Source organism: Frateuria sp. GZRe12 (assembly GCF_051900535.1).
In the GTDB taxonomy this organism is placed as follows: Bacteria; Pseudomonadota; Gammaproteobacteria; order Xanthomonadales; family Rhodanobacteraceae; genus Frateuria_A.
This window is the reverse complement of the sequence record NZ_JBHZGI010000007.1, coordinates 135259-155567: the sequence shown is the minus strand read 5'-3', so window position 1 is coordinate 155567 and position 20309 is coordinate 135259. Positions and strand designations below refer to the sequence as shown.

Genomic DNA, 20309 nt, shown 5'->3' with positions numbered 1-20309 from the left:
GACCCTGCGCACACGGACCTCACCCGGCCGTGGCGGCTATCATGGGCGACCCGCCCTTTTCCGAGCCCGCCATGCCCCCTGCGCTCGAGCTGCTGATGCAGCGCCACTCCGTCCCTTCGCGCCAGCTCGGCGAGCCGGCGCCGCAGGGTGCCGAACTGCACGCACTGCTGGAAGCCGCCGTGCGCGTTCCGGATCACGGCAAGCTGGTGCCGTTCCGGTTGATCGAACTGCGCGGCGAGGCCAAGCAGGCGTTCGGCGACCAGCTGGCCGCGATCGCCGCGCGCAACCCGGCGTTGTCCGAGTCCAAGCGCGAGAAAGAGCGCACCCGCTACGCCTTCGCCCCCTTGGTGCTGGTCGTGGTCGCGCGGGTCACCGCGGGCAGCAAGGTGCCGCCGATCGAGCAGGAGATCGCCGCCGGCTGCGTGGCCTACAACCTGCTGCTGGGCGCGCATGCGCTGGGCTACGGCGCGCAATGGCTGACCGGCTGGGCGGCGTACGACGAGGCCGTCGCCGCGATCCTGCGGCTTGCTGGCAACGAACGGGTGATCGGCTTCGTGCACATCGGCACGCCGCAGATCGAGGTGCCCGATCGCGAACGGCCGACGGTCGCCCAGGTGCTGTCGACGTGGACGCCATGACCTCCGCGACGCCCGCTGTCCATCTGGTCGACGGCAGCCTGTATGTGTTCCGCGCCTGGCACTCGATGCCCGACCAGTTCCACGATGCCGACGGCCATCCGGTCAATGCCGTGCACGGCTTTACCCGTTTCCTCTGCGAGCTGCTGGAAAAGAGCCGCGCCGAACACGTCGCGGTGGCCTTCGACGCCTCGCTGACCAGTTCCTTCCGCAACGCCATCTACCCGGCGTACAAGGCCAACCGCGAACTGCCGCCGCCGGACCTGGAGCGCCAGTTCGTGCTCTGCCGCGCGATCACCGAGGCGCTCGGCATCACCGTGCTGATCGACCACAGCTACGAAGCCGACGACCTGATCGGCAGCGCGCTGTGGAGCCTGCGTGGCCACGGCCTGGACAGCGTGATCGTCTCGGCCGACAAGGACTTCGGGCAGTTGCTGGGCGAACGCGACGAACAATGGGACTTCGCCCGCAACATGCGCTGGGGCCCGGCCGGCGTGCACGAGAAGCTCGGTGTGCACCCGCACCAGGTCGCCGACTACCTGGCACTGTGCGGTGACGCGGTGGACAACATTCCTGGCGTGCCCGGCATCGGCGCAAAGACCGCGGCCGCCCTGCTGGCCCACTTCGGCAGCCTGGACGTGCTGCTGGAACGCGTCGACGAGGTCGCCTTCCTGCGCATCCGCGGCGCCGCCGCCTGCGCCGCACGGCTGCGCGAGCATGCGGAGCTGGCCTTGTTGTGCCGTCGCCTCACCCGTATCGCGCTGGATGCACCCGTCGCGCCGACCGCCGATGCACTGCGCCGACGGGCGGGCAACGGACAGCTGGAGGCGGTGTGCGATCAGCTGCGCCTCGGGCCGCTGACCCGCTCGCGGTTGCGAGCGTTGGCGGGCCTCGGCACGGATTGAATTCCCCCCACGCGATGGCGGGGCGATGTCCGTTATCGATCCGCAACGCTGGCCGCCAGGTACCAACCCTTCCCGGGCATTGTCGATTTCGGGGCAACCTCTTCGTCGTCAATGCATCACAGACAAAGGAGTTCCCATGAAATACCTCGGCCTGGCCTACTTCACCCCCGAAAAATTCGCCGAACTGGCGCCGGACGATGTCAAGGCATTGGTCAGCCAATGCCCGGCACTGGACGAGAAGATGCACGCTACCGGCAAGGTCCTGGTTTCCGCGTCGCTCGGCGATCTGGACGGCTGGAGGTCACTTCGCCCGCGCAGCGGCAAGACGCAGATCAGCGACGGGCCTTACACCGAGTCGAAGGAAGTGGTGGGCGGCCTCTTCATCATCGAGGCGGACAGCCTCGACGAGGCCCTGGGCATCGCATCCATGCATCCGGCCGCCACGGTGGGCGAAGAAGGCGGATGGGCCGTTGAGCTGATCCCCCTGGATTTCTACATGGCTCGATGAAGGGTATTAAGGCAGTTGATTGGGCGTGCGTCCGTGTCCTGCTCGCGGCCGAAAGCGGAGGCGATTGCCCGGTCAAGCCAAGCGCGGCACCATGCCGTACTTCTTGCGCCGATAGCCCCATGAACGACAACCGCATTCCCGACGACGCCCGCGCCCCCGTCGAAACCCTTTGCGAAGGCCGCTGGCTGAGCCTGCGCAAGCGCGGGCGCTGGGAGTACGCCGAGCGCAACAACCCCGGCGGGGCGGTGATCATCGTGGCGTTGACGCCGGACGATTGCGTGCTGTTCGTCGAGCAGTACCGCGTGTCGATCCTAAAGCACACCATCGAAATGCCGGCTGGCCTGGTGGGCGATTTGGCCCACCAGTCGGACGAAAGTGCGCTGCTGGCGGCCGCGCGCGAGCTGGAGGAAGAGACCGGCTACCGTTGCGGGCAGGTGGAGTTCATCCACGAGGGCCCTTCTTCCTCGGGCATGAGCACCGAGATGATCGCCTTCGTGCGCGCCCACGACCTGGTCCGGGTAGGCGCCGGCGGCGGGGACGAGAGCGAGAACATCGTGGTCCATGAAGTGCCACGCCAGGAGGCTGGCGCCTGGCTGTTCGCCCGGGCGGCGGAAGGGTATTCGATCGACCCGAAGCTATTTGCCGGCCTGTGGTTCCTGGAACACGCAGCCCAGGCCGGGTCCCGGACGGGGCATACGGGCTAAAGATTTCGCGGCAGCGGCCGATTCCCGAGGGTGTCGCCTCCTATCGACATCCCTAATGCCACGGAATCCGCCATGAAAATCCTGTTCGCCTCCGCCCTGTTCCTGCTCGCGCCGATGGCCGCGCATGCCGCCTGCTCGCCGACCGACTTCGCCGTGCAGGATTTCAAGATCGCCGCCAGCGGCGGCCGCCTGAGCCTGAAGGGCCAGTTGGTCAACCATTGCGCCGAGCCCGCGGCCGCCCAGATTTCCATCGACGCCAAGGATTCCAGCGGCAAGGTGCTGGCGAGCAAGAAGGGCTGGCCGGCCGGTACCGCCAATATCGCCCCGGGTCAGTCGGTCGACTTCGACCTGGGCCGCCTGTTCCGCTACCAGTCGGACATGCAGAGCTTTACCGCCGGCGTGGCGAACGTGCGTACCTGGTAAGCATCGGACTGGATGCACCAGCAAAAAGGCCCCGATTGGGGCCTTTTTGTTGCCTGCGATCCAGGATTTCTTCGAATCGTCGTTCGGCACCCGGGCATTCTGGCGAGCCCCGGCCCCTCACCCCAACCCTCTCCCCCATCTTTGATCAGAGCCAGGGGAGAGGGAGCTTGGTCCGCTACCAGATGTGCACGCGCTGCTTCGGGTCGAGGTAGAGCTTCTGCCCCGGCTTGGGATCGAACGCCTGGTACCACGCGTCGATGTTGCGCACGGTCTGTGCGCGGAAGCGACCCGGCGCGTGGCCGTCGGTGATGACCTGCTGGCGCAGCGCCGCGTCGCGGGTCTTGCTGCGCCAGGACTGCGCGAAGGCCAGGAAGAAGCGCTGCGCGCCGCTCAGCCCGTGCATCTCCGGCGCCGGCTTGCCGCCCAGCGATTTCTGGTAGGCGATCCAGGCAGCGGTCAGGCCCGAGACATCGGCGATGTTCTCGCCGAGGGTCTGCTGGCCATTGATGTGCAGCCCGGGCAACGGCTCGTAGGCGTTGTACTGTTCGACCAGCTTCTGGCCGGCAGCCTTGAAGTGGGCCAGGTCTTCGGGCGTCCACCAGTTGGCCAGGCGGCCCTGGGCATCGAACTCGGCGCCGGTGTTGTCGAAGCTGTGGCTGATCTCGTGGCCGATCACCGCGCCGATGGAACCGTAGTTGGCCGCCGCGTCCGCCTTCGGATCGAAGAACGGCGCTTCCAGGATCGCCGCCGGGAAGTTGAGCGCGTTCTGCAAGGGCAGGTTCACCGCGTTGACGGTCTGCGGCGTCATCCACCACTCGCCACGGTCCACGCTCTGGCCGAGCTTGGCCTTTTGGTGGCGGAACTCCTGCTCGACCGCGCGCAGGTGGTTGCCCAGCGCGTCGTCCGGCTTGATCACCAGCGCGCTGTAGTCGCGCCAGGTTTCCGGGTAGCCCACGCCGACCTTCAGCGATTCGATCTTGGCCTTGGCCTTCTGCTTGGTGGCGTCGGTCATCCAGTCCAGCTGGTCCACGCGCTCGTCGAACGCGGCCAGGATGTTCTTGACCATGTCCTGCACTTCGGCCTTGGACGAGGCCGGGAAGTATTTCTTGACGTAGATCTGGCCGACCGCGTCGCCCAGGTCGTTGTTGACCGCGCCGATCGCGCGCTTCCAGCGGTCGCGCTGCTTGGGCGTGCCGGTCAGCGTGTGGCCGTAGAACTCGAAGCTGGCGTTGGCGTAGGCCTTGGGCAGCAGGCCGGCGCTCTCGTTGATGGTGTGGAAAGTGAGGTAGTCCTTCCAGGTCTCCAGCGGCTCGCTGGCGACCAGCGCCGAGAGGCCCTTGATCGCCTCCGGCTGCCACGCGTCGACCACTGGCTGGCCGGTGAGGCCGGCGGCCTCGAAGTAGGCGTTCCAGTCCATGCCCGGCGCCTTCTGCGCGTAGCTGCTGGCCGGCCAGGGGTTGTTCGCCTTGTGCACGTCCTCGCTCTCGACGAGGCTCGACTGCGCCTTGGCGATCTTCATCTCCAACCCGAAGATGGCGTCGGCCTTGGCCTGCGCGTCGGCCACGCCCGCGCGCTGCAGCGTGGCGGCCATGTAGGCCTTGTACTTGTCCCGGAAGCCGGCCATCTCCTTGTCGTCGCTGAGGTAGTAGTCGCGGTTGGGCATGCCCAGGCCGCCCTGCAGCAGGTAGGCGATGTTGTGCGAGGGATCTTCCAGGCCCTGCGTGACGAACAGGCCGAACAGATGCTCGGTCTCCCAGTTCGTCGCATTGATCGGGTCGACGTCGGCACGCAACTGGCCGCCGAGCACGCGCGAAAGATCGGTGCGGTCGCGGATCGCGGCGATCCTGTCCAGTTCCGGTTTGAGCGGCGCCAGGCCCGCCTTTTCGATCGCCGCCTCGTTCATGAAAGCGGCGTAGTAGTCGGCGATCCTGCGCTGGTCGCTGCCTGCGGCCGGATGACCGGCGCCGGCCTCGCGGATGATCTGCGCGTTGCGCTTCTCGGCCTTCTGGAACACCTGCAGGAAAATGCCGGTGCTCGCGCGGTCGGCCGGGATCACCGCGGTCTTGCGCCAGGTGCCGTTGGCGAAGTTGTCGAAATCGTCGCCCGGCTTGACCGAGTGGTCCATGCCGGCCAGGTCCACGCCCATCGCGCCACCGGCCGGAATGCCCGCCGGCGCCTTGCCCTGCTGGGCCGCCGCCGCGAACGCCCCCGCGCTCACCGCCGAACCGCACAGCAGTGCGGTCGCCACCATCCATCGCATCGCTTGCATAGCCTTCGCTCCACGCCGAAACAGGCGCCCACGATAGCCGCGAACCGGCAAAGGGGCGTGCATGACCTCTGGGCTAGTCAAGCTGGTCCCGGGGTCAGGCGAGCGTCCGCAGGAGGCCTGCGTGCGGGGCGACCCGTGCGTCGACGGTCGCGGAAAGCCATGGCCCACGAACGGACTACGGCAAGGGCCCGGGTGGCTTTTACGCGAGCCCCGCCCCTCATCCCGGCCCCTCTCCGGAGGGGAGAGGGAGTGGGCATGGTCAAGCGGGCTGGTCGTGGTGCAGCCAGTGCCGGGACATGCGGGAGAGGCCCAGGCAGGCCACGAGGACCCAGGCCCAGGGCTTGGCCAGCCATGCACCGAGCATGCCCTGGTCGAGCGCGGGCAGCCACGCGCCGCCGTAGATGACAACCACGGCGAATCCTGCCACGGCCATCGTCACGACGAGCAGCCCGAGCAGGCCGCGCTCCAGGCGGGTGTCCAGGCGCGCGCCCGGCTGCACCTGCCGCGCCACGCGCCGGGCGAAATCGGCGGGCAACTGGTCCTCCGGTGGCTGCGCAAGCAGCTGTGCCATCAGGCGGTAGGTGCCCAGGGACGCATCGCCCCCCGTGGGATCGAGGCCGGCGCGTTGGTCGGCCAGCGCCCGTTCCTGCAAGGACCATTCGTACTCTTCCGAGGGGGACAAACGCGGATCGTGGTTCATACGGCGACTCCCAGCGGGCCTTCCAGTACGCCACGAAGGCGCAGGCGCGCGCGGAACAGGTGACTCTTGATGGTGCCGGAGGCCAGGCCGGTGATCGTCCCGATCTCCGGGATGCTGGCCTCCTCCAGATGGTAGAGCGTGAGCACCGTGCGCTGCACCGGCGGCAGCGCGTCGATGGCGGCGTGCAGGCGACGCGCGACCTGCGCGTCGCCGAAGGCCTGCTCCAGGTCGAAATCCCCGCCCAGGTTTTCCAGCGGCGAGGTGGCCTCTTCGTCCGCGACCGGCTCGAACAACGGGATGCGCTTGCGCTGCAGGTGGCGCAGCGCGATCGAGTAGGCGACCTGCCCGATCCAGGATTTCAGCGCGCTCTCGTAGCGGTACTGGTGCAGGCACTGGTGCACGCGAAGGAAGGTCTCCTGGCACAGCTCACGCGCGTCTTCCGGGTGGCGGACCATGCGGTAGATGATGTGCCAGCACAGGCCCTGGTAGGCGCGCACGAGACGCTCGAACGCGCCGGGCGCGCCGCGCAGCACGGCATCGACCAGTTCGCGGTCCGGGTTGGTTGCAGAGCGTTCGTCCATCGCCCATGGGATACGCGCGAGGGCCAAACGGTTGCAAGTGCCGGAGTGCAACCGTCGAGGCGGTCGTCGTCTCTCTTGTGCCGAACCCCTTCACCACAGGAGCAACGCCGTGAACTTCGAGATTCTCATCCCCATCACCCTCTTCATCTGCATCGTCTACGCGATCAAGGTGATCGTCGACGCACGGGTACGCCGGCAGATGGTGACCGTGGGCGGTTCGGAAGAGCTGGTGCGCTCGGTATTGCAGGGCGACGAATTGCGTCGCCGCCATTCATCGCTGCACTGGGGCATCGTGCTGGTGGCGCTGGCGATCGGCTTCGGCCTGATCCAGGCGTTCGGCTGGCAGGACCTGACACCCGGCATGGTTGCCGTGCTCGCCGGCGCGACCGGGCTGGGCAACCTGGTGTTCTACGCGATCGCGCGGAAGCTGGCCTGAGCCCTTGCTCCGCTCCCTCTCCCTCCGGGGAAAGAAAGGGGCCGAGGCTCGCGGAGAGCCCTGTCAGGGCCAAGAGGGTGGGCTTTTGCCCACCCTTTTTCTTATGAACGTCTCTGCGCTGGCCGGCCGAAGCCCGACCCGCTAAAGAGGGTTTCCGGCGAGCCCGCCCTCTCGCCCAACCCTCTTTCCGCAGGGGGCAGGGAGCCAGATACGTCAGTGCAGCACGAACAGCTTGTCGAAGCCGGCCACGCGCAGCGTGCCGCGCAGTTCGTCGCGGGCATTGACGATGCGGATCTCGGCGCGGTCGGCGCCGGCGTGCTCGCGCAGCAACAACAGCATGCCCAGCGCGGAGCTGTCCATGCGGGTGACTTCGCCCAGGTCGATCACGTAGCTGCGCGCCTTGAGGCCCGAGCCCAGGCAGGCGTCGTGGAAGTCGCGGTGCATGCTGAAGTCGAAGTGCTCGCCCAGGTGCAGGGTCAGGCAGTCGGTGTCGCTGTCGTGGTGGACGTTGATGCTCATGGCCCAGGTTCCTTAGAAAAGTTCGATCTCGCCGGCGTCCATCGAGCTCTGCAGCGCCGGGCCGCGCGAGCGCAGGCGGGCCTTCTCGCGCTGCACCGCCAGGCGGGCGCGCACGCGCTGGGCTCGGGCCTCCAGCGCCGCCGCGTCGATCTTGCTGCAGGCCAGCTCCTCGATGTCGCGGGTGCAGTCGGCGGTGATTTCCTGCAGTTCGACCAGGCGCGAGCGGGTCTGCTGCAGGAGCTGGCTCAGGATGTCTTCGAACTGCAGCGAGCGGATCGTGGTGGAGACGTCCGAACCCAGGCCGCGGTTGATCTCGACCACCTGGTCGGCGACCGCATTGGTGCGCGCGTCCGACTCGGTGACGTGCGCCATCATCGCGTCGATGCCGCCCTTGGCCGACAGCGCGACGTTCAGGTCCTGCGAGGCCATCGTGCCGACCAGCCCGCGCAACTGTTCCATCGCGGCGCGGGCGCGCTCGACGTGGCTGCCGATCTGCTCGTTGAATTGGTTGGAGTTGCTGGCGAGGTTGCGGATCTCGCCCGCCACCACCGCGAAACCGCGGCCGGATTCACCCGCGCGCGCCGCCTCGATCGACGCGTTGAGAGCAAGCAGGTTGGTTTCCTCGGCGATCGTGTTGACGTTCTTGAGCAGGCCGAAAACCGCGTCCATCTCCTTGGCCATGCCGTCGATGCGGTAGACGATGCGCAGGCTCTCGCGCGACATCTGCACGATCATGCCGACGAAGTGTTCCAGCAGGTCGGACGTGCGCGCGGCGAAGTCCTGCACGGATACGCCGCCGTTCTGCGCGTCGATGATCTGCTTGAGCAGCGACTGCTGCAGGCCGGTCTTCTGCGACAGGCCGTCGAAGCCGCCGCCCAGTTCCTGCACCGCGTCGCGCAGCAGGTCCAGGCCCTGGTGCAGTTCGCGGGTAGCGTGGCCCAGTTCGTCGACCAGCGCGCTGCGCACGTCTTCCAGCGCCTCGCGCACGGGCGTGGAATCGACCGCCTCCGGCACGACCGCCTCGACGGCGGCCGCGCTGCGGCGGGCCTCGACGATCCAGGCGGCGGCCAGCGCGATCACCAGCACCGGCGCGAGCCAGGCCGGATGCCAGAGCAGGCTGACCAGGAGCGCCACGGCGCTGGCCGAGAAGCCGACCAGGTGGCGGGTATGGAAGAAGGAGAGGATGGTGTTCATGGGTTCGTCCGCATTCAAAGGGCGGCGACGCGCGGGGCGCTGTCGAGGGGTTGGCGCGCCAGCTTCAGCAGGCGCGCGGCAATCTGGTCCAGCGGTAGCGCTTCGCGGGCGGCGCCGAGTTTCCAGGCGGCGCCGGGCATGCCCCACACCACCGAGCTTTCTTCGTCCTGCACCAGCGTCGCGGCACCGGCCTGGGACAGCTCCAGCAGCCCTCGCGCACCGTCGTCGCCCATGCCGGTGAGCAGCGCGGCGACCGCGGCCTTGCCGACGCTGGCCGCCATCGAGCGGAACAGCACGTCGACACTGGGCTTGTGCCGGTTCACCGGCGGACCGTCGTGCAGGCGGCAGACATACTTGGCGCCGTCCCACATCACCAGCAGGTGCTGCGAGCCCGGCGCGATGTAGGCGTGGCCCTGCTGGATCGGCTGGCCGTCGCGCGCCTCGCACACGCGCATCGCCGAGCAGTTGTCCATGCGCGTGGCGAACGGACCGCTGAAGGCGGCGGGGATGTGCTGGGTGATGACGATGGGCGGCGCATCCGGCGGCATCGCCTCCAGCACGGCGCGGATCGCCTCGGTACCGCCGGTAGACGCCCCGATCGCGATGATCGGGCTGCCGCCGCGCGTGCCGGCCGATTGCGACAGCGGGAGCACGGCGTCGGCCGACAGCCGCGGCGCCACGTCCAGCTTGCGCACGGTGGCGCGCGCGCGGGGCTTCGCGCGCGCGGCGGTCTTCACCTTGGCGCAGATGTCCTGCGCGCTGGCGGCGAATACGTTCGCCAAGTCGCTGGACGGCTTGGTGAAGAAATCCACCGCGCCCAGTTCCAGCGCACGCAGGGTGATATCGGCGCCCTGCTCGGTCAGCGAGGACACCATCACCACCGGCATCGGCCGCAGGCGCATCAGGTTTTCCAGGAAGGTCAGCCCGTCCATGCGCGGCATCTCGACGTCGAGCGTGAGCACGTCCGGGTTCAACTGCTTGATCTTGTCGCGCGCGATCAGCGGATCGGCGGCGGTGCCGACCACCTCGATCTGCGGATCGGAGGCAAGCATGGAGGACAGGAGCTTGCGCACCAGTGCGGAATCGTCGACTACCAGAACTCGCACCTTGTCCATGCCGTTATGTCTCGAAGCTTGCCTGTGAATGAAGTGGAGCGATGGCGCTGGGTCGTGAGGGCGTTGATCCGTCTGCACCGGAAGTGGGCGCCGCCGGACGGCGGATGCCGCGCCCCCACGGCCCAGCGCCACCGGAGGTCAGAACAGCTCCACCTCTCCCTTTATCGGATCGTTTGCCAAACGCTTGAGGTAGCCACGCTCGCCGTCGACCAGCGCCGCGTCGCGCGTGCCGCGCAGCTGGCGCACGCGCACCCTGCCGCTGGCCGGGAAGTACTGGACCTGGCGCGGATACACGTCGCCGAGGTCGGAGGCGGCCACCTCGAGTTTTTCGGTGGCGAGGTAGCGCTGGATGAATTCGATGTTGCGCCGGCCGACGTCGGTCATCTGCGCCAGCACGCGGCCGCCACCGAAGACCTTGACCTCCAGGTCCTCGCGATGGCCCCCGGCCTTGAGGATGGCGTTGATCAACTGCTCCATCGCGTCGGAGCCGTAGCGCGCCGCGCGGCCGACCGCGGCCGACCAGCCGTCGCGCTCGCCCACCGGCTCGGGCAGCATGAAGTGGTTCATGCCGCCGACGCGCCGGCGGCGGTCGCGGATGCAGGCGGCGATGCACGAACCCAGCACGGTGGAAATCATTTCCTCCTGCGTGCACACGTAGAACTCGCCGGGCAACACCTTCGCGGTGACGCACTGGTGGGTCGGGTCCCAGAACCTGCGCAGATGCTCGAAACCGGGTAAAGCGGGTGCGACGGCCTGGCCCAGGGGCAGCCTCGCGACGACCTGGGTCATGCAGTCTTTTTCCGATAGATGGTGCGGCCGATCAGTTCGAATTCGTCGGAGAGACCGTGCATGGATTCGGAATGGCCCAGGAACAGCGGGCCACCCGCGGGCAGCAGCCGCGCGAAGCGGCGGAACAGCTTCTGCTTGGTCGGCTGGTCGAAATAGATCACCACGTTGCGGCAGAAGATCGCGTCGAACGGCCCCTGCATCGGCCAGTCGTGCAGCAGGTTGAGCGGCGCGATGGTGACCAGCTCGCGCAGCTTCGGGTGCACGCAGGCCAGTCCGGCGTACTCACCCTCGCCGCGCAGGAACCAGCGATGGCGGCGTTCGGCGCTGACGCCTTCCAGCCGTTCGATGGAATAGACGCCCTTCTGTGCCGCGGCCAGCGCCGCGGGCGAAAGATCGGTAGCCAGGATCTTCGCGTCGATGCTGCGGCCGCAGCGTTCCAGCGCTTCGGCCAGCACCATCGCCAGCGAATAGGGCTCCTCGCCGCTGGAACAGCCGGCCGACCAGATGCGCAGGCGGTCGCCTTCGCGACGCTTCTGCTCCAGCCAGCGCGGCAGCATCTCGTTCGTCAGCGCCTCGAAGTGATGCACCTCGCGGAAGAACGCCGTCACGTTGGTGCTGATCGCGCTGGCCAGCTCGCCCAGCTCGCTGTCGGGGTCGGTGCGCAGCAGCTGGCAGTAGGCATCGAAGCCCTTCAGGCCCAGCGCGCGCAGGCGACGCACCAGGCGTCCCTGCACCAGCTGGTGTTTCTGCTCGCTGAGCGCGATGCCGCAGTGCTGGTAGACAAACGTGCGCAGGAACTGGAACTCGTCATCGCCGAGCGCGGGGCCGGTGAGGCCGGCCGTCGCATGGTCCTGGCTGGCGACCGCGTTCATCGCTCAGAACTCCTTCCACACGCCCGCGTCGGCAGCCACCGCGGCCGGTTCGGCCGAGCGCATGGCGCGCACCGGCGGCGTGTTGCGCACGGCGGCGAACACCGCCTCGGCCTCGGCGACCACGGACGACTGCGGCTTCACCGGCGCGGGCGCCGGCGCGGCGTCGCCCTCGAGGCGGAAGAACGCGACCTGGCGCGACAGCTCGCCCGCCTGCTCCTGCATGGCGCGGGCGGCCGCGGCGGCCTCCTCCACCAGCGCGGCGTTCTGCTGGGTCATCTCGTCCATCTGCAGCACGGCGTGGTTGACCTGGTCGATGCCGGCGGACTGCTCCTGGCTGGCCGCGGCGATCTCGGCCACGATGTCGGTGACCTTCTTGACGCTGTCGACGATCTCGGCGAGCGCCTTGCCCGACTGGTCGACCAGGTCGGAACCGGCCTTGACCTTCTCCGCGCTGTCGTTGATCAGCGCCTTGATCTCCTTGGCCGCGCCGGCCGAGCGCTGCGCCAGGTTGCGCACCTCGGTGGCGACCACCGCGAAGCCGCGGCCCTGCTCGCCGGCGCGCGCCGCTTCCACGGCCGCGTTGAGCGAGAGCAGGTTGGTCTGGAAGGCGATCTCGTCGATCAGGCTGACGATGTCGGAAATCTTGCGGCTGGAGGCGTTGATCTCCTTCATCGCCACGACCGCCTGCGAAGCCACCTCACCGCCACGCTCGGCCTGCTCGCGGGCGCCGCGGGCCAGCTGGTTGGCGTGGCTGGCGTTCTCGGCGTTCTGCTTCACGGTGGAGGTCATCTCCTCCATCGAGGAGGCGGTTTCCTCCAGGCTGGACGCCTGTTCCTGCGTACGCTGCGAAAGATCGTCGTTGCCGCGGGCGATCTGCTGCGCGGCGGTGCTCACCGCGCCGGAGCCGTGGCGAACCTCGCCCACGATCGCCGACAGGCGCTCGTCCATGGTGCGGAAGGCTTCCAGCAACTGGCCCAGCTCGTCGTTGCGCTTGACCTCGATGGCGTGACCAAGCTTGCCCTGGGCGATCTCGCGGGCAACCCGGCCGGCATAGGCCAGCGTGCCGACGATCGAGCGGCTGAGCGAAAGCGCCATCCAGGCGGCGATCAGCAGACCGGCGACAAGTGCGCCGATGCTGATCGCGCGGATCAGCTTGAAGCGGCCGACCTGCGTCTCGTAGATGCCTTGCGCTTCAGCGCGCTGCAGGTCGGCCAGCTTCGCCAGCGATTGCTGGCGCAGCATCAGCAACGGGCGCACTTCCATGTCGAGCACGTCCAGCGCCCCGGTGTCGTTCTGGTTGAGCGCGTCCAGCATGTCCTTCTTGGCGCTCTGGTAGTCCTCGTTGGTCGACAGGTAGTCCTTGTACTGCTTGGCGATCGCCTCGCTCTTGGGGAAGCCCTCGAGCATCTTCTTGTACTTGACCACGTTCGCCTGGTGCTCGCCGAATTCGGTCAGCTTCTGCTTGAGCGCCGGCTTGCCGACCAGGTTGCCCGCCTCGCCCAGCACGATGAAGGACAACAGCGAGCTCTGCTGCAACTGCGCCACGATCTGGGCGGGAACGATCTCGTTCTCGTAGGTCGCGCGCATGCTTTCGTTCTGCAGCTGCATCGAGCCGATGCCGATCACGGCACCACCGACCAGCATCAGCATCAGCATGCCCATGACCAGGCGCAGCCGGCCGCGCACGGTGAGGGAGGGAATCTTGAACTTGAACTTGGGCATTTTCATCGGTGGTTCCTGTCAGGCCACGGCTTTAACGTCATTGGCCGCGGGCAAGGCGGCTTCCAGCATCTGCGCGTCCTGCGGTTGCAGCAGTTTGTCCACGTCCAGGAGCAGCACCATGCGCTCCTCGACGGCGGTCAGTCCCTTCAGGTATTCGGTGTCCACGGTGGTGCCCATGTCCGGCACCGGGCGCACCTGGTCCGGGCTAACGTCCAGCACGTCGGAGACGGCATCGACGATCACGCCGAAAAGGCGCTCGGCGACGGTGACGATCACCGTGACGGTAGTCGCCGTGTACTCCTCGCGCGCAAGGCCGAAGCGCAGGCGCAGGTCCAGCACCGGCACGATGGCGCCGCGCAGGTTGAGCACGCCGAGCACGTAGTGCGGCGCCTGGGGAATGCGCGTGACCGGCGTCCAGCCGCGGATCTCGCGCACGGCCAGGATGTCGATCGCGTATTCCTCGTGCGCGAGGTTCACGGTGAGGTACTGGACCGCTGCGGCCGTTTCCGGGGCGGCGGGGTTCGCTGGATGGTTCATTTGCGTTTCCGCGGTGAGATACCGAGACAAGGGTCTATCGGCTGCCGGGCGGGGTTCTTGAGCAGAGGAACGTGCGCGCGTCGCGGTTTCCGGACACAGGAGCGCCCTTGGCGCGACCAACATGCCTGCGTGGCATCGCGGTCGCGCCCAAGGGCGCCCTACGGGAAATCCGGGGGTCAGGCGGCTTTGCGGCGGCTGTGCAGGCGCACCAAGCCGGCGATGTCGACGATCAGCGCCACCGCGCCATCGGCCAGGATGGTTGCGCCGGAGACGCCCTGCACGCGGCGGTAGTTCGCTTCCAGCGACTTGACCACCGCCTGCTGCTGCCCGACCAGGCCGTCGACGAACAGCCCCACGCGGGAACCGTCGCCCTCGACCACGATCAGCAGCCCATCTTCGATCGACCGCTTGGCACCGTCGCAGCCGAACAGTTCGTGCAGGCGCAATACCGGCAGGTATTCGCCGCGGAAGCGGAACAACTCGCCGCCGCCGACCACGGTCTTGAGCGCCTCGGGCTTGAGCTGCACCGATTCGACGATCGACACCAGCGGCACGATGTAGCGCTCCTGGCCCACCGCGGCGGTGAGGCCGTCGATGATCGCGAGCGTGAGCGGCAGGGTGATGGTGAACACGCTGCCCTGCCCCGGCTTGCTGCGGATGGTCACCGTGCCGCCGAGGTCCGAAACGTTGCGGCGGACCACGTCCATGCCCACGCCGCGGCCGGAAAGGTCGGTGGTGACGGCGGCGGTGGAGAAGCCCGGCTGGAAGATCAGCTCGCCGACCGCCTCCTCGCTCAGGCCTTCGCCGCTGGCGATCAGGCCGCGCTCGATCGCCTTGTTCACGATCGCCTCGCGGTTGAGGCCGGCGCCGTCGTCGGACACCTCCACCACGATGTTGCCGCCGCGATGGAAGGCGTCGAGCTTGAGCGTGCCCATCTCGTGCTTGCCGGCGGCACGGCGCTTGTCGGGCATTTCCAGGCCGTGGTCGATCGCGTTGCGCACCAGATGCACCATCGGGTCGCCGATCTTTTCCAGCACGGTCTTGTCCAGTTCGGTCTGCTCGCCGTGCAGCTCCAGCTTCACCTGCTTGCCCAGCTTCTGGCTCAGGTCGCGCACCAGCCGCGGGAAGCGGTTGAACACCGAGGCGATGGGCAGCATGCGGATGCCCATCACGCTTTCCTGCAGCTCGCGCGCATGGCGGGCAAGCTGGACCAGGCCCTGCTGCAGCAACGGCAGCCGGGCCGGGTCGAAATCCTCGCGGAAGGTGTCGAGCATGGACTGGGTGATCACCAGCTCGCCCACCAGGTTGATCATGCTGTCGATCTTGTCGATCGCCACGCGCACGGAACTCGATTCGGCGCTCGCCTCGCGCGTGCCACGCGCGGCAGCCGCATCGGCGATGTTCGCCGGGGCAGGCGCCGGGGCCGCGGCGGGCGCCACCACCGCGCTCGGCATGGCCTCGATGGTCAGGTCGCACTCGCCTTCGACCCAGTCGAACACCGCCGCGATGTCCTCGCGCTTGACCGGGGCCTTGAGCTCGATGTTCCAGCCCAGGTGGCATTCGGACGGGTCCAGCTTGGCCAGCGCCGGCAGGCGCGAGAGGTCGGCCTCGATGGCGAGTTCGCCCAGCCCGGCCAGCTCGCGGATCAGCCGCAGCGGATCGTTGCCGCCCGCGAGCATGCCCGCGTGCGGCTGGAAACGGATCGTCCAGGCCTCGGCCTGGTCGCCGGCACGGCGGGCCGGGCCCGCCTGCGCGGGCGCCTCGCGGCCCATCATTGCCGCCAGTTCGCCACGCACGCCGTCGGAAACGGTGTCGTTCAATGGCTGGCCGGCCCTGGCGCGGTCGAACATGCCACGCAGGCAATCCACCGAGCGCAGCAACAGCTCGACGATCGGCTTGTCGATCGCCCGCTTGCCGCCGCGCACCTCGTCCAGCAGCGACTCGGCCTCATGGGTGAACGAGGCCATCTCCGGGAAGCCGAAGGTGGCCGCGCCGCCCTTGATCGAGTGCGCCGCGCGGAAGATGGTGTGCACCAGTTCCCCGTCGCCGCCCTCGTCCAGCGCGAGCAGCGAGGATTCCATTGTGTCGAGCCCTTCCAGGCTCTCCTCGATGAATACTTGTTGGAACTGCGCCAGGCCCGCGTTGCTCATGGGTGTTTCTCCGCGGCTTTAGCCGAGCACGCGCTTGACCGTGGCCAGCAGCTGGTCCGGATCGAACGGCTTGACCAGCCACCCGGTGGCGCCGGCGGCCTTGCCTTCCATCTTCTTGTCCGTGTGCGACTCGGTGGTCAGCATCAGGATCGGCACGCCCTTGTAGGCCGGGCGCGTGCGCAGCTCGCGCACCATGCTGATGCCGTCCATCACCGGCATGTTGACGTCCGCCAGCACCAGGTCGAACCCGCTGGCGGCCGCGGCGTCCAGCGCGAGCTGGCCGTTTTCCGCCTCGGTCACCTCGTGTCCGGCGCCGCGCAGGGTGTAGGCCACCATGCCGCGCATCGACGCCGAATCGTCCACCGCAAGAATCTTTGCCATCGTCTTTCCTCAGTTGTTTCAGGCCGCCGCGGCGACCGGTAGATCAAGTGCCTTGACGAGGCCCAGCGTGTCCGCCGCCTCGCACAATGTCCTGCTCGCGCCCCGCCAGCTCACCTCGCAGCCGCGCGAGAGCGCCTCGCGACGGAACAACGTCAGCAGCTGCAGCGCGGCCGTGTCCACGCGCTCGACGGCACTGCCGTCTATCTGCGTCGATGGTGCGTCCAGCGCGCCCAGCAGATCGGCCAGCAAGGCCGACTGCGCCGCCATGCGGCAGTCGGCCGGCAAACCGATTTCGACCGTTCTGGGCTGTTTGAGCTCTCGTTTGCTGCCCATGCTTACCTCCGCGTCGTACCGGGCCCCTGCCAGAGGCTTATCGGCGCGAGCGGCGACGGCTTTAGCGGCATTTCCGGGACGGCGGTCGCCTCTGCAGGACGTACCGGGCCGCGCACTCAAGTTATCGTCTATCCCGCCGATTCCTTTACCGACTGCACGGAACCGGCCAAACCGCCCGGCCGGCAGGCAGGAGACCCGCGTGATCATCCAACCCACCAGCCTCGCTGCGATGACCTGGGCGGGTGCCGCCACCGGTGCCGCGTCGGAGAGCTGGCGCGTGGGCGCGGTGCTGCCCGCGCGTCCGCTGGGCATGGGCGACCAGGGCCGGATGGTGCTGCAGATCGGCGCACTCACGGTCGAAACCGACCCGCTGGGCATCCCGCTGCCCTCGCAATTCCAGGTGCGCGTGCTCGCCATGGGCAACCCGCCGCTGCTGGAGATCCTTACCGGCGCCGCCACCGATCCGCGCGTGCAACAGGCGCTGCGCGAACGCCTGCCGCAACAGAACGGCTACGCTCCGCTGCTGGCCACGCTCGGTGCACTCGCGCAGCGGCCGGTGGTGCGGCAGCTGCCACCGGCCGTGCGCGCCGCGCTGGCGCTCCTCGACCAGGGCGTGCGCACGCCGCAGGACATCAGCCGCCCGGAAGGCCTGCGCGAGGCGATCGCCCGCAGCGGCCTGTTCCTGGAATCGCAACTGGCGCGCCCGCGCAGCAACCCGATGCCGCTGGGCGACGAAGACTTCAAGGCCGTACTGCTGCGCCTGGCCGCGCTGCTCGACCGGCAACCGCGCCTGCCGGCCCACGTGCCGTCCAGTCATGCCGACACGCCGCCGCCGCTGCGCCAGCGCGGCCTGCAGGCCCAGCCGCGCGCGCCGTTGGCCATGCCGTTCGCCGACCCGCCCGCGGACGAGGACGTCAACCAGTTGCTCGGCCGCCTGCGCGGCGACGTGCACGCCGCGCTCGCGCGGCTGGAAATCGCCCAGCTGGACGCCGCCGGCGCGCAGGCCTGGATGATCGACATCCCGCTGCAGGGTCCCGACGGACGCGACGTGCTGCAGTTGCATCTCGAACAGGGCCAGGACGCCGAGACCGGCGCCGGCACATGGACCCTGGGCTTCGCCATCGACCTGCCCGCGCTCGGGCCGCTGCAGGGCGAACTGCAACTGCGCGACCTGCATTTGAACGTGCGCCTGTGGGCCGAGCGCAGCGCCACCACCGAACGGCTGGAACGCCAGTTCACCCCGCTGCGCCAGCGCCTGGCCGCCAGCGGCCTGCAGCTGGAGCAGCTGAGCTGCCAGACCGGCTTGCCGCAAGGCCGCAGCCACGCCAGCGCCCTGTTGCTGAAGGCCACCGCATGAGCACCGGCCTGCCGCCGCCGCAGCGACGCGTCACCCTGCGCCTGGCCGGTCCGGAGGCCAAGCCGGCGCCGATGCCGCCCGAAGCGCTCGACCTGCTGCTGGCCCGCGCCCGCGCACTGGGCCTGCCGCTGCACCATGATCCGCAGATCGCCGCGGTGCTGGCCGCCCTGCGGCTGCGCGAGGATGTGCCGGTGCTGCTTTACGCCGCCGCCGCCGCAGTGCTGGCGAGCGTGTACGACGCGAGCGACGAGTCCTCCGCCTGAGCCTGCGGCAGGCCGAGCCCGCCCTTCGCTGCGCCGCGACAAGTCAGTTCCTTCGCGGCAATGTCACACCGTACCGCCCTCGCGACCTTGCTTTCGCACCGTCGGCCGGGGCCAATGCTCGCGCACAGCCGGGCGGCCACTGTCCAGGCTGCTGACGTTTTCTGCACGCGGCTCTCGCTATTCCTCACGTCCTTGGAACCGGGGGGACTGCCTGCCCGCGGGAACGATCGGGATGTCGGGGGTGCGAGAGTGCGCAGGGGATTGACCAGGCGCGTGCTGGGGAGCGCGCTGCTCGCGGGGGCATGGCCACTGCTGGTGCATGCCGCGTCGGTGCAGGAACTCGTCAGCCGGGGCAACGGCCATGGCGCACCGCCGTGCCAGTCCTGCCATGGCGCGGACGGCGCCGGCCAGGCAGCGGCGGCCTTTCCACGCCTGGCAGGGCTGGATGCCAGCTATGTCGCCAGGCAACTGGCCGACTACGCCGCCGGCACTCGCGCCAACGCCGTGATGCAACCGATCGCGCGTGCCCTGTCCGACGAGGAGCGGCAGGCGATCGGCACCTACTACAGCGGCCTGCCCGTGCCGGCCGTCCCGGCCGCGTCGCAGCCGGCGGCGAACGACCTGGGCGCGACGCTCGCCACGCGCGGGCGCTGGTCGCAACGGGTACCGGCCTGCGAGCAATGCCATGGGCCCGGAGGCGTCGGCGTGGGCACGCATTTCCCGCCGCTGGCCGGACAGCCGGCAAGCTACATCGAGGCGCAGCTCAAAGCCTGGCAGCAGGGCACGCGGCGCAACGATCCGCTGCAGCTGATGCAGCACCTGAGCCGTGCGCTGAGCGCCGCCGACATCGCCGCGGTGGCGAAATGGTTCGCCGCGCAACCGCTGCCGGCCGGGGGCGACGGACGATGAGCAAGCGCCTCTGCCTGCTGCTGTTGGCCACGCTCGCGCTCGGCGGATGCGCCGATCGCGGTCCGATGGACGCGCACGCCGCCGAAGCCACGGCGCCATCGACCAGGCCACCGGCCTTCGCGCCGCCGCCCGAATCGGCGATCCCGCAAGGGCCGTACGGCGACATGGTCCGGCTGGGCCGCGAAATCTTCCTGCACACGCGAAGGAACGCGCCAGCCTTCGTCGGCAACGGGCTCGCCTGCGTCAACTGTCATCTGGATGCGGGACGGCTCGCCGATGCGGCCCCGCTTTGGGCGGCCTATGGCATGTATCCGCAGTACCGCAAGAAGAACCACCATGTGAACAGCTACGGCGAACGCCTGCAGGGCTGCTTCAGGTACAGCATGAACGGCAAGGCCCCGCCGCTGGACGACAAGGTCATGCTCGCGCTGGAAACCTATTCGTCCTGGATGGCGCAAGGCGCGCCGCACGGCGTGGAGCTCGCGGGCGCCGGTTACCCCAAGGTTCCGGCGCCGGCAAGGACACCGGACTACGCGCGCGGCCAGGCGGTGTTCCAGCGCGACTGCGCGCTCTGCCACGGCGCGAATGGCCAGGGCCAGAAGGTTGCCGGCGACTACGTTTTCCCGCCGCTGTGGGGACCGGACTCGTTCAATTGGGGCGCCGGCATGCACGAGCTGGACAAGGCCAGCGCGTTCATCAAGGCGAACATGCCGCTCAGCCGCGGCGGTAGCCTGAGCGACCAGGAAGCCTGGGACGTGGCGATGTTCATGGATGCGCACGAGCGCCCGCAGGATCCGCGCTTCACCGGCGACCTGGCTGCCACGCGCAAGGCCTTCCACGACACGCCGATGTCGCTGTATGGCCAGCGCGTCAACGGCCACCTGCTGGGCGCGCAACCGGCGCATTGAGCGACCGGCCGCGCAGTGTGCACGGCGTCACAACCACCCATGCGGGCCCTGCTTCTTGCCTGCCACTTCACGCGCCGCTTCTACACTGACTGGCGCATC

At 68.7% G+C, this 20309-nt stretch carries 23 protein-coding genes; 10 read left to right on the top strand and 13 right to left on the bottom strand.

What is annotated here, in order from left to right:
• The first annotated feature begins 71 nt into the window (after nt 1–71).
• From ACFWZ4_RS15080 to ACFWZ4_RS15060, 5 genes are all read left to right on the top strand, one after another.
• Complete coding sequence (locus ACFWZ4_RS15080) at nt 72–638, top strand: nitroreductase family protein (protein WP_439705483.1); 567 nt, start codon at nt 72–74, stop codon at nt 636–638.
• Nucleotides 635–1540, top strand: a complete 906-nt coding sequence (locus tag ACFWZ4_RS15075; protein WP_439705525.1) for a 5'-3' exonuclease — start codon at nt 635–637, stop codon at nt 1538–1540. Before ACFWZ4_RS15080 ends, ACFWZ4_RS15075 begins: the two co-directional genes overlap by 4 nt.
• A 136-nt stretch (nt 1541–1676) precedes the next feature.
• Nucleotides 1677–2048 (top strand): YciI family protein, encoded by a 372-nt coding sequence (locus tag ACFWZ4_RS15070; RefSeq protein WP_439705482.1) that lies wholly within the window; start codon nt 1677–1679, stop codon nt 2046–2048.
• A gap of 119 nt (nt 2049–2167) precedes the next feature.
• On the top strand, nt 2168–2752 hold the full coding sequence (locus tag ACFWZ4_RS15065; protein WP_439705481.1) for an NUDIX hydrolase: 585 nt from the start codon (nt 2168–2170) through the stop codon (nt 2750–2752).
• 72 nt (nt 2753–2824) lie between these two features.
• On the top strand, nt 2825–3175 hold the full coding sequence (locus tag ACFWZ4_RS15060) for a hypothetical protein (protein ID WP_439705480.1): 351 nt from the start codon (nt 2825–2827) through the stop codon (nt 3173–3175).
• 175 nt (nt 3176–3350) lie between these two features.
• Here the strand turns inward: ACFWZ4_RS15060 and ACFWZ4_RS15055 are convergent, their stop codons facing one another.
• The 3 genes from ACFWZ4_RS15055 to ACFWZ4_RS15045 all read right to left on the bottom strand — a co-directional run bounded on the left by ACFWZ4_RS15055 (nt 3351) and on the right by ACFWZ4_RS15045 (nt 6725).
• On the bottom strand, nt 3351–5444 hold the full coding sequence (locus ACFWZ4_RS15055; protein WP_439705479.1) for a M13 family metallopeptidase: 2094 nt from the start codon (nt 5442–5444) through the stop codon (nt 3351–3353).
• Between the two features lie 259 nt (nt 5445–5703).
• The gene (locus tag ACFWZ4_RS15050) at nt 5704–6144 is read right to left on the bottom strand and encodes a hypothetical protein (protein ID WP_439705478.1); all 441 of its coding nucleotides are present in this window, start codon (nt 6142–6144) and stop codon (nt 5704–5706) included.
• A complete protein-coding gene (locus ACFWZ4_RS15045; protein ID WP_439705477.1) occupies nt 6141–6725 on the bottom strand; it encodes an RNA polymerase sigma factor in 585 nt (194 codons plus the stop codon). Before ACFWZ4_RS15045 ends, ACFWZ4_RS15050 begins: the two co-directional genes overlap by 4 nt.
• Nucleotides 6726–6834: 109 nt before the next feature.
• On the opposite strand from ACFWZ4_RS15045, the gene ACFWZ4_RS15040 reads away from it, so the two are divergent.
• Nucleotides 6835–7161, top strand: coding sequence for a hypothetical protein (locus ACFWZ4_RS15040; RefSeq protein WP_439705476.1), 327 nt, complete (start codon nt 6835–6837; stop codon nt 7159–7161).
• 213 nt (nt 7162–7374) lie between these two features.
• Here the strand turns inward: ACFWZ4_RS15040 and ACFWZ4_RS15035 are convergent, their stop codons facing one another.
• The 10 genes from ACFWZ4_RS15035 to ACFWZ4_RS14990 form a co-directional block, all read right to left on the bottom strand.
• Entirely contained in the window at nt 7375–7674 is a 300-nt protein-coding gene (locus ACFWZ4_RS15035; protein ID WP_327473266.1) for an STAS domain-containing protein, read from the bottom strand.
• Between the two features lie 18 nt (nt 7675–7692).
• On the bottom strand, nt 7693–8874 hold the full coding sequence (locus ACFWZ4_RS15030) for a methyl-accepting chemotaxis protein (protein WP_439705475.1): 1182 nt from the start codon (nt 8872–8874) through the stop codon (nt 7693–7695).
• Between the two features lie 14 nt (nt 8875–8888).
• Nucleotides 8889–9989, bottom strand: coding sequence for a protein-glutamate methylesterase/protein-glutamine glutaminase (locus ACFWZ4_RS15025; protein WP_439705474.1), 1101 nt, complete (start codon nt 9987–9989; stop codon nt 8889–8891).
• A gap of 138 nt (nt 9990–10127) precedes the next feature.
• Nucleotides 10128–10778, bottom strand: coding sequence for a chemoreceptor glutamine deamidase CheD (cheD, locus tag ACFWZ4_RS15020; RefSeq protein ID WP_439705473.1), 651 nt, complete (start codon nt 10776–10778; stop codon nt 10128–10130).
• Nucleotides 10775–11650: a CheR family methyltransferase gene (locus ACFWZ4_RS15015; protein ID WP_439705472.1), complete on the bottom strand. Its 876-nt coding sequence runs from the start codon at nt 11648–11650 to the stop codon at nt 10775–10777. The genes cheD and ACFWZ4_RS15015 overlap by 4 nt, the downstream gene beginning before the upstream one ends.
• A gap of 3 nt (nt 11651–11653) precedes the next feature.
• Entirely contained in the window at nt 11654–13378 is a 1725-nt protein-coding gene (locus ACFWZ4_RS15010; protein ID WP_439705471.1) for a methyl-accepting chemotaxis protein, read from the bottom strand.
• Between the two features lie 12 nt (nt 13379–13390).
• Entirely contained in the window at nt 13391–13909 is a 519-nt protein-coding gene (locus ACFWZ4_RS15005; protein WP_439705470.1) for a chemotaxis protein CheW, read from the bottom strand.
• Between the two features lie 176 nt (nt 13910–14085).
• Entirely contained in the window at nt 14086–16059 is a 1974-nt protein-coding gene (locus ACFWZ4_RS15000; protein ID WP_439705469.1) for a chemotaxis protein CheA, read from the bottom strand.
• An 18-nt stretch (nt 16060–16077) separates the two neighbouring features.
• Entirely contained in the window at nt 16078–16440 is a 363-nt protein-coding gene (locus tag ACFWZ4_RS14995) for a response regulator (protein WP_439705468.1), read from the bottom strand.
• Between the two features lie 18 nt (nt 16441–16458).
• Nucleotides 16459–16773 carry an STAS domain-containing protein gene (locus ACFWZ4_RS14990; RefSeq protein ID WP_439705467.1) on the bottom strand — a complete coding sequence of 105 codons (315 nt, stop codon included), beginning with the start codon at nt 16771–16773 and terminating at the stop codon, nt 16459–16461.
• Between the two features lie 199 nt (nt 16774–16972).
• Here ACFWZ4_RS14990 and ACFWZ4_RS14985 point away from each other — a divergent pair, with 199 nt between their 5' ends.
• From ACFWZ4_RS14985 to ACFWZ4_RS14970, 4 genes are all read left to right on the top strand, one after another.
• Entirely contained in the window at nt 16973–18130 is a 1158-nt protein-coding gene (locus ACFWZ4_RS14985; RefSeq protein ID WP_439705466.1) for a flagellar hook-length control protein FliK, read from the top strand.
• Nucleotides 18127–18393 carry a flagellar biosynthesis protein gene (locus tag ACFWZ4_RS14980; protein ID WP_439705465.1) on the top strand — a complete coding sequence of 89 codons (267 nt, stop codon included), beginning with the start codon at nt 18127–18129 and terminating at the stop codon, nt 18391–18393. Before ACFWZ4_RS14985 ends, ACFWZ4_RS14980 begins: the two co-directional genes overlap by 4 nt.
• Before the next feature lie 249 nt (nt 18394–18642).
• On the top strand, nt 18643–19302 hold the full coding sequence (locus tag ACFWZ4_RS14975; RefSeq protein ID WP_439705464.1) for a c-type cytochrome: 660 nt from the start codon (nt 18643–18645) through the stop codon (nt 19300–19302).
• Complete coding sequence (locus tag ACFWZ4_RS14970) at nt 19299–20210, top strand: c-type cytochrome (protein WP_439705463.1); 912 nt, start codon at nt 19299–19301, stop codon at nt 20208–20210. The genes ACFWZ4_RS14975 and ACFWZ4_RS14970 overlap by 4 nt, the downstream gene beginning before the upstream one ends.
• The last annotated feature ends 99 nt before the right edge of the window (nt 20211–20309 follow it).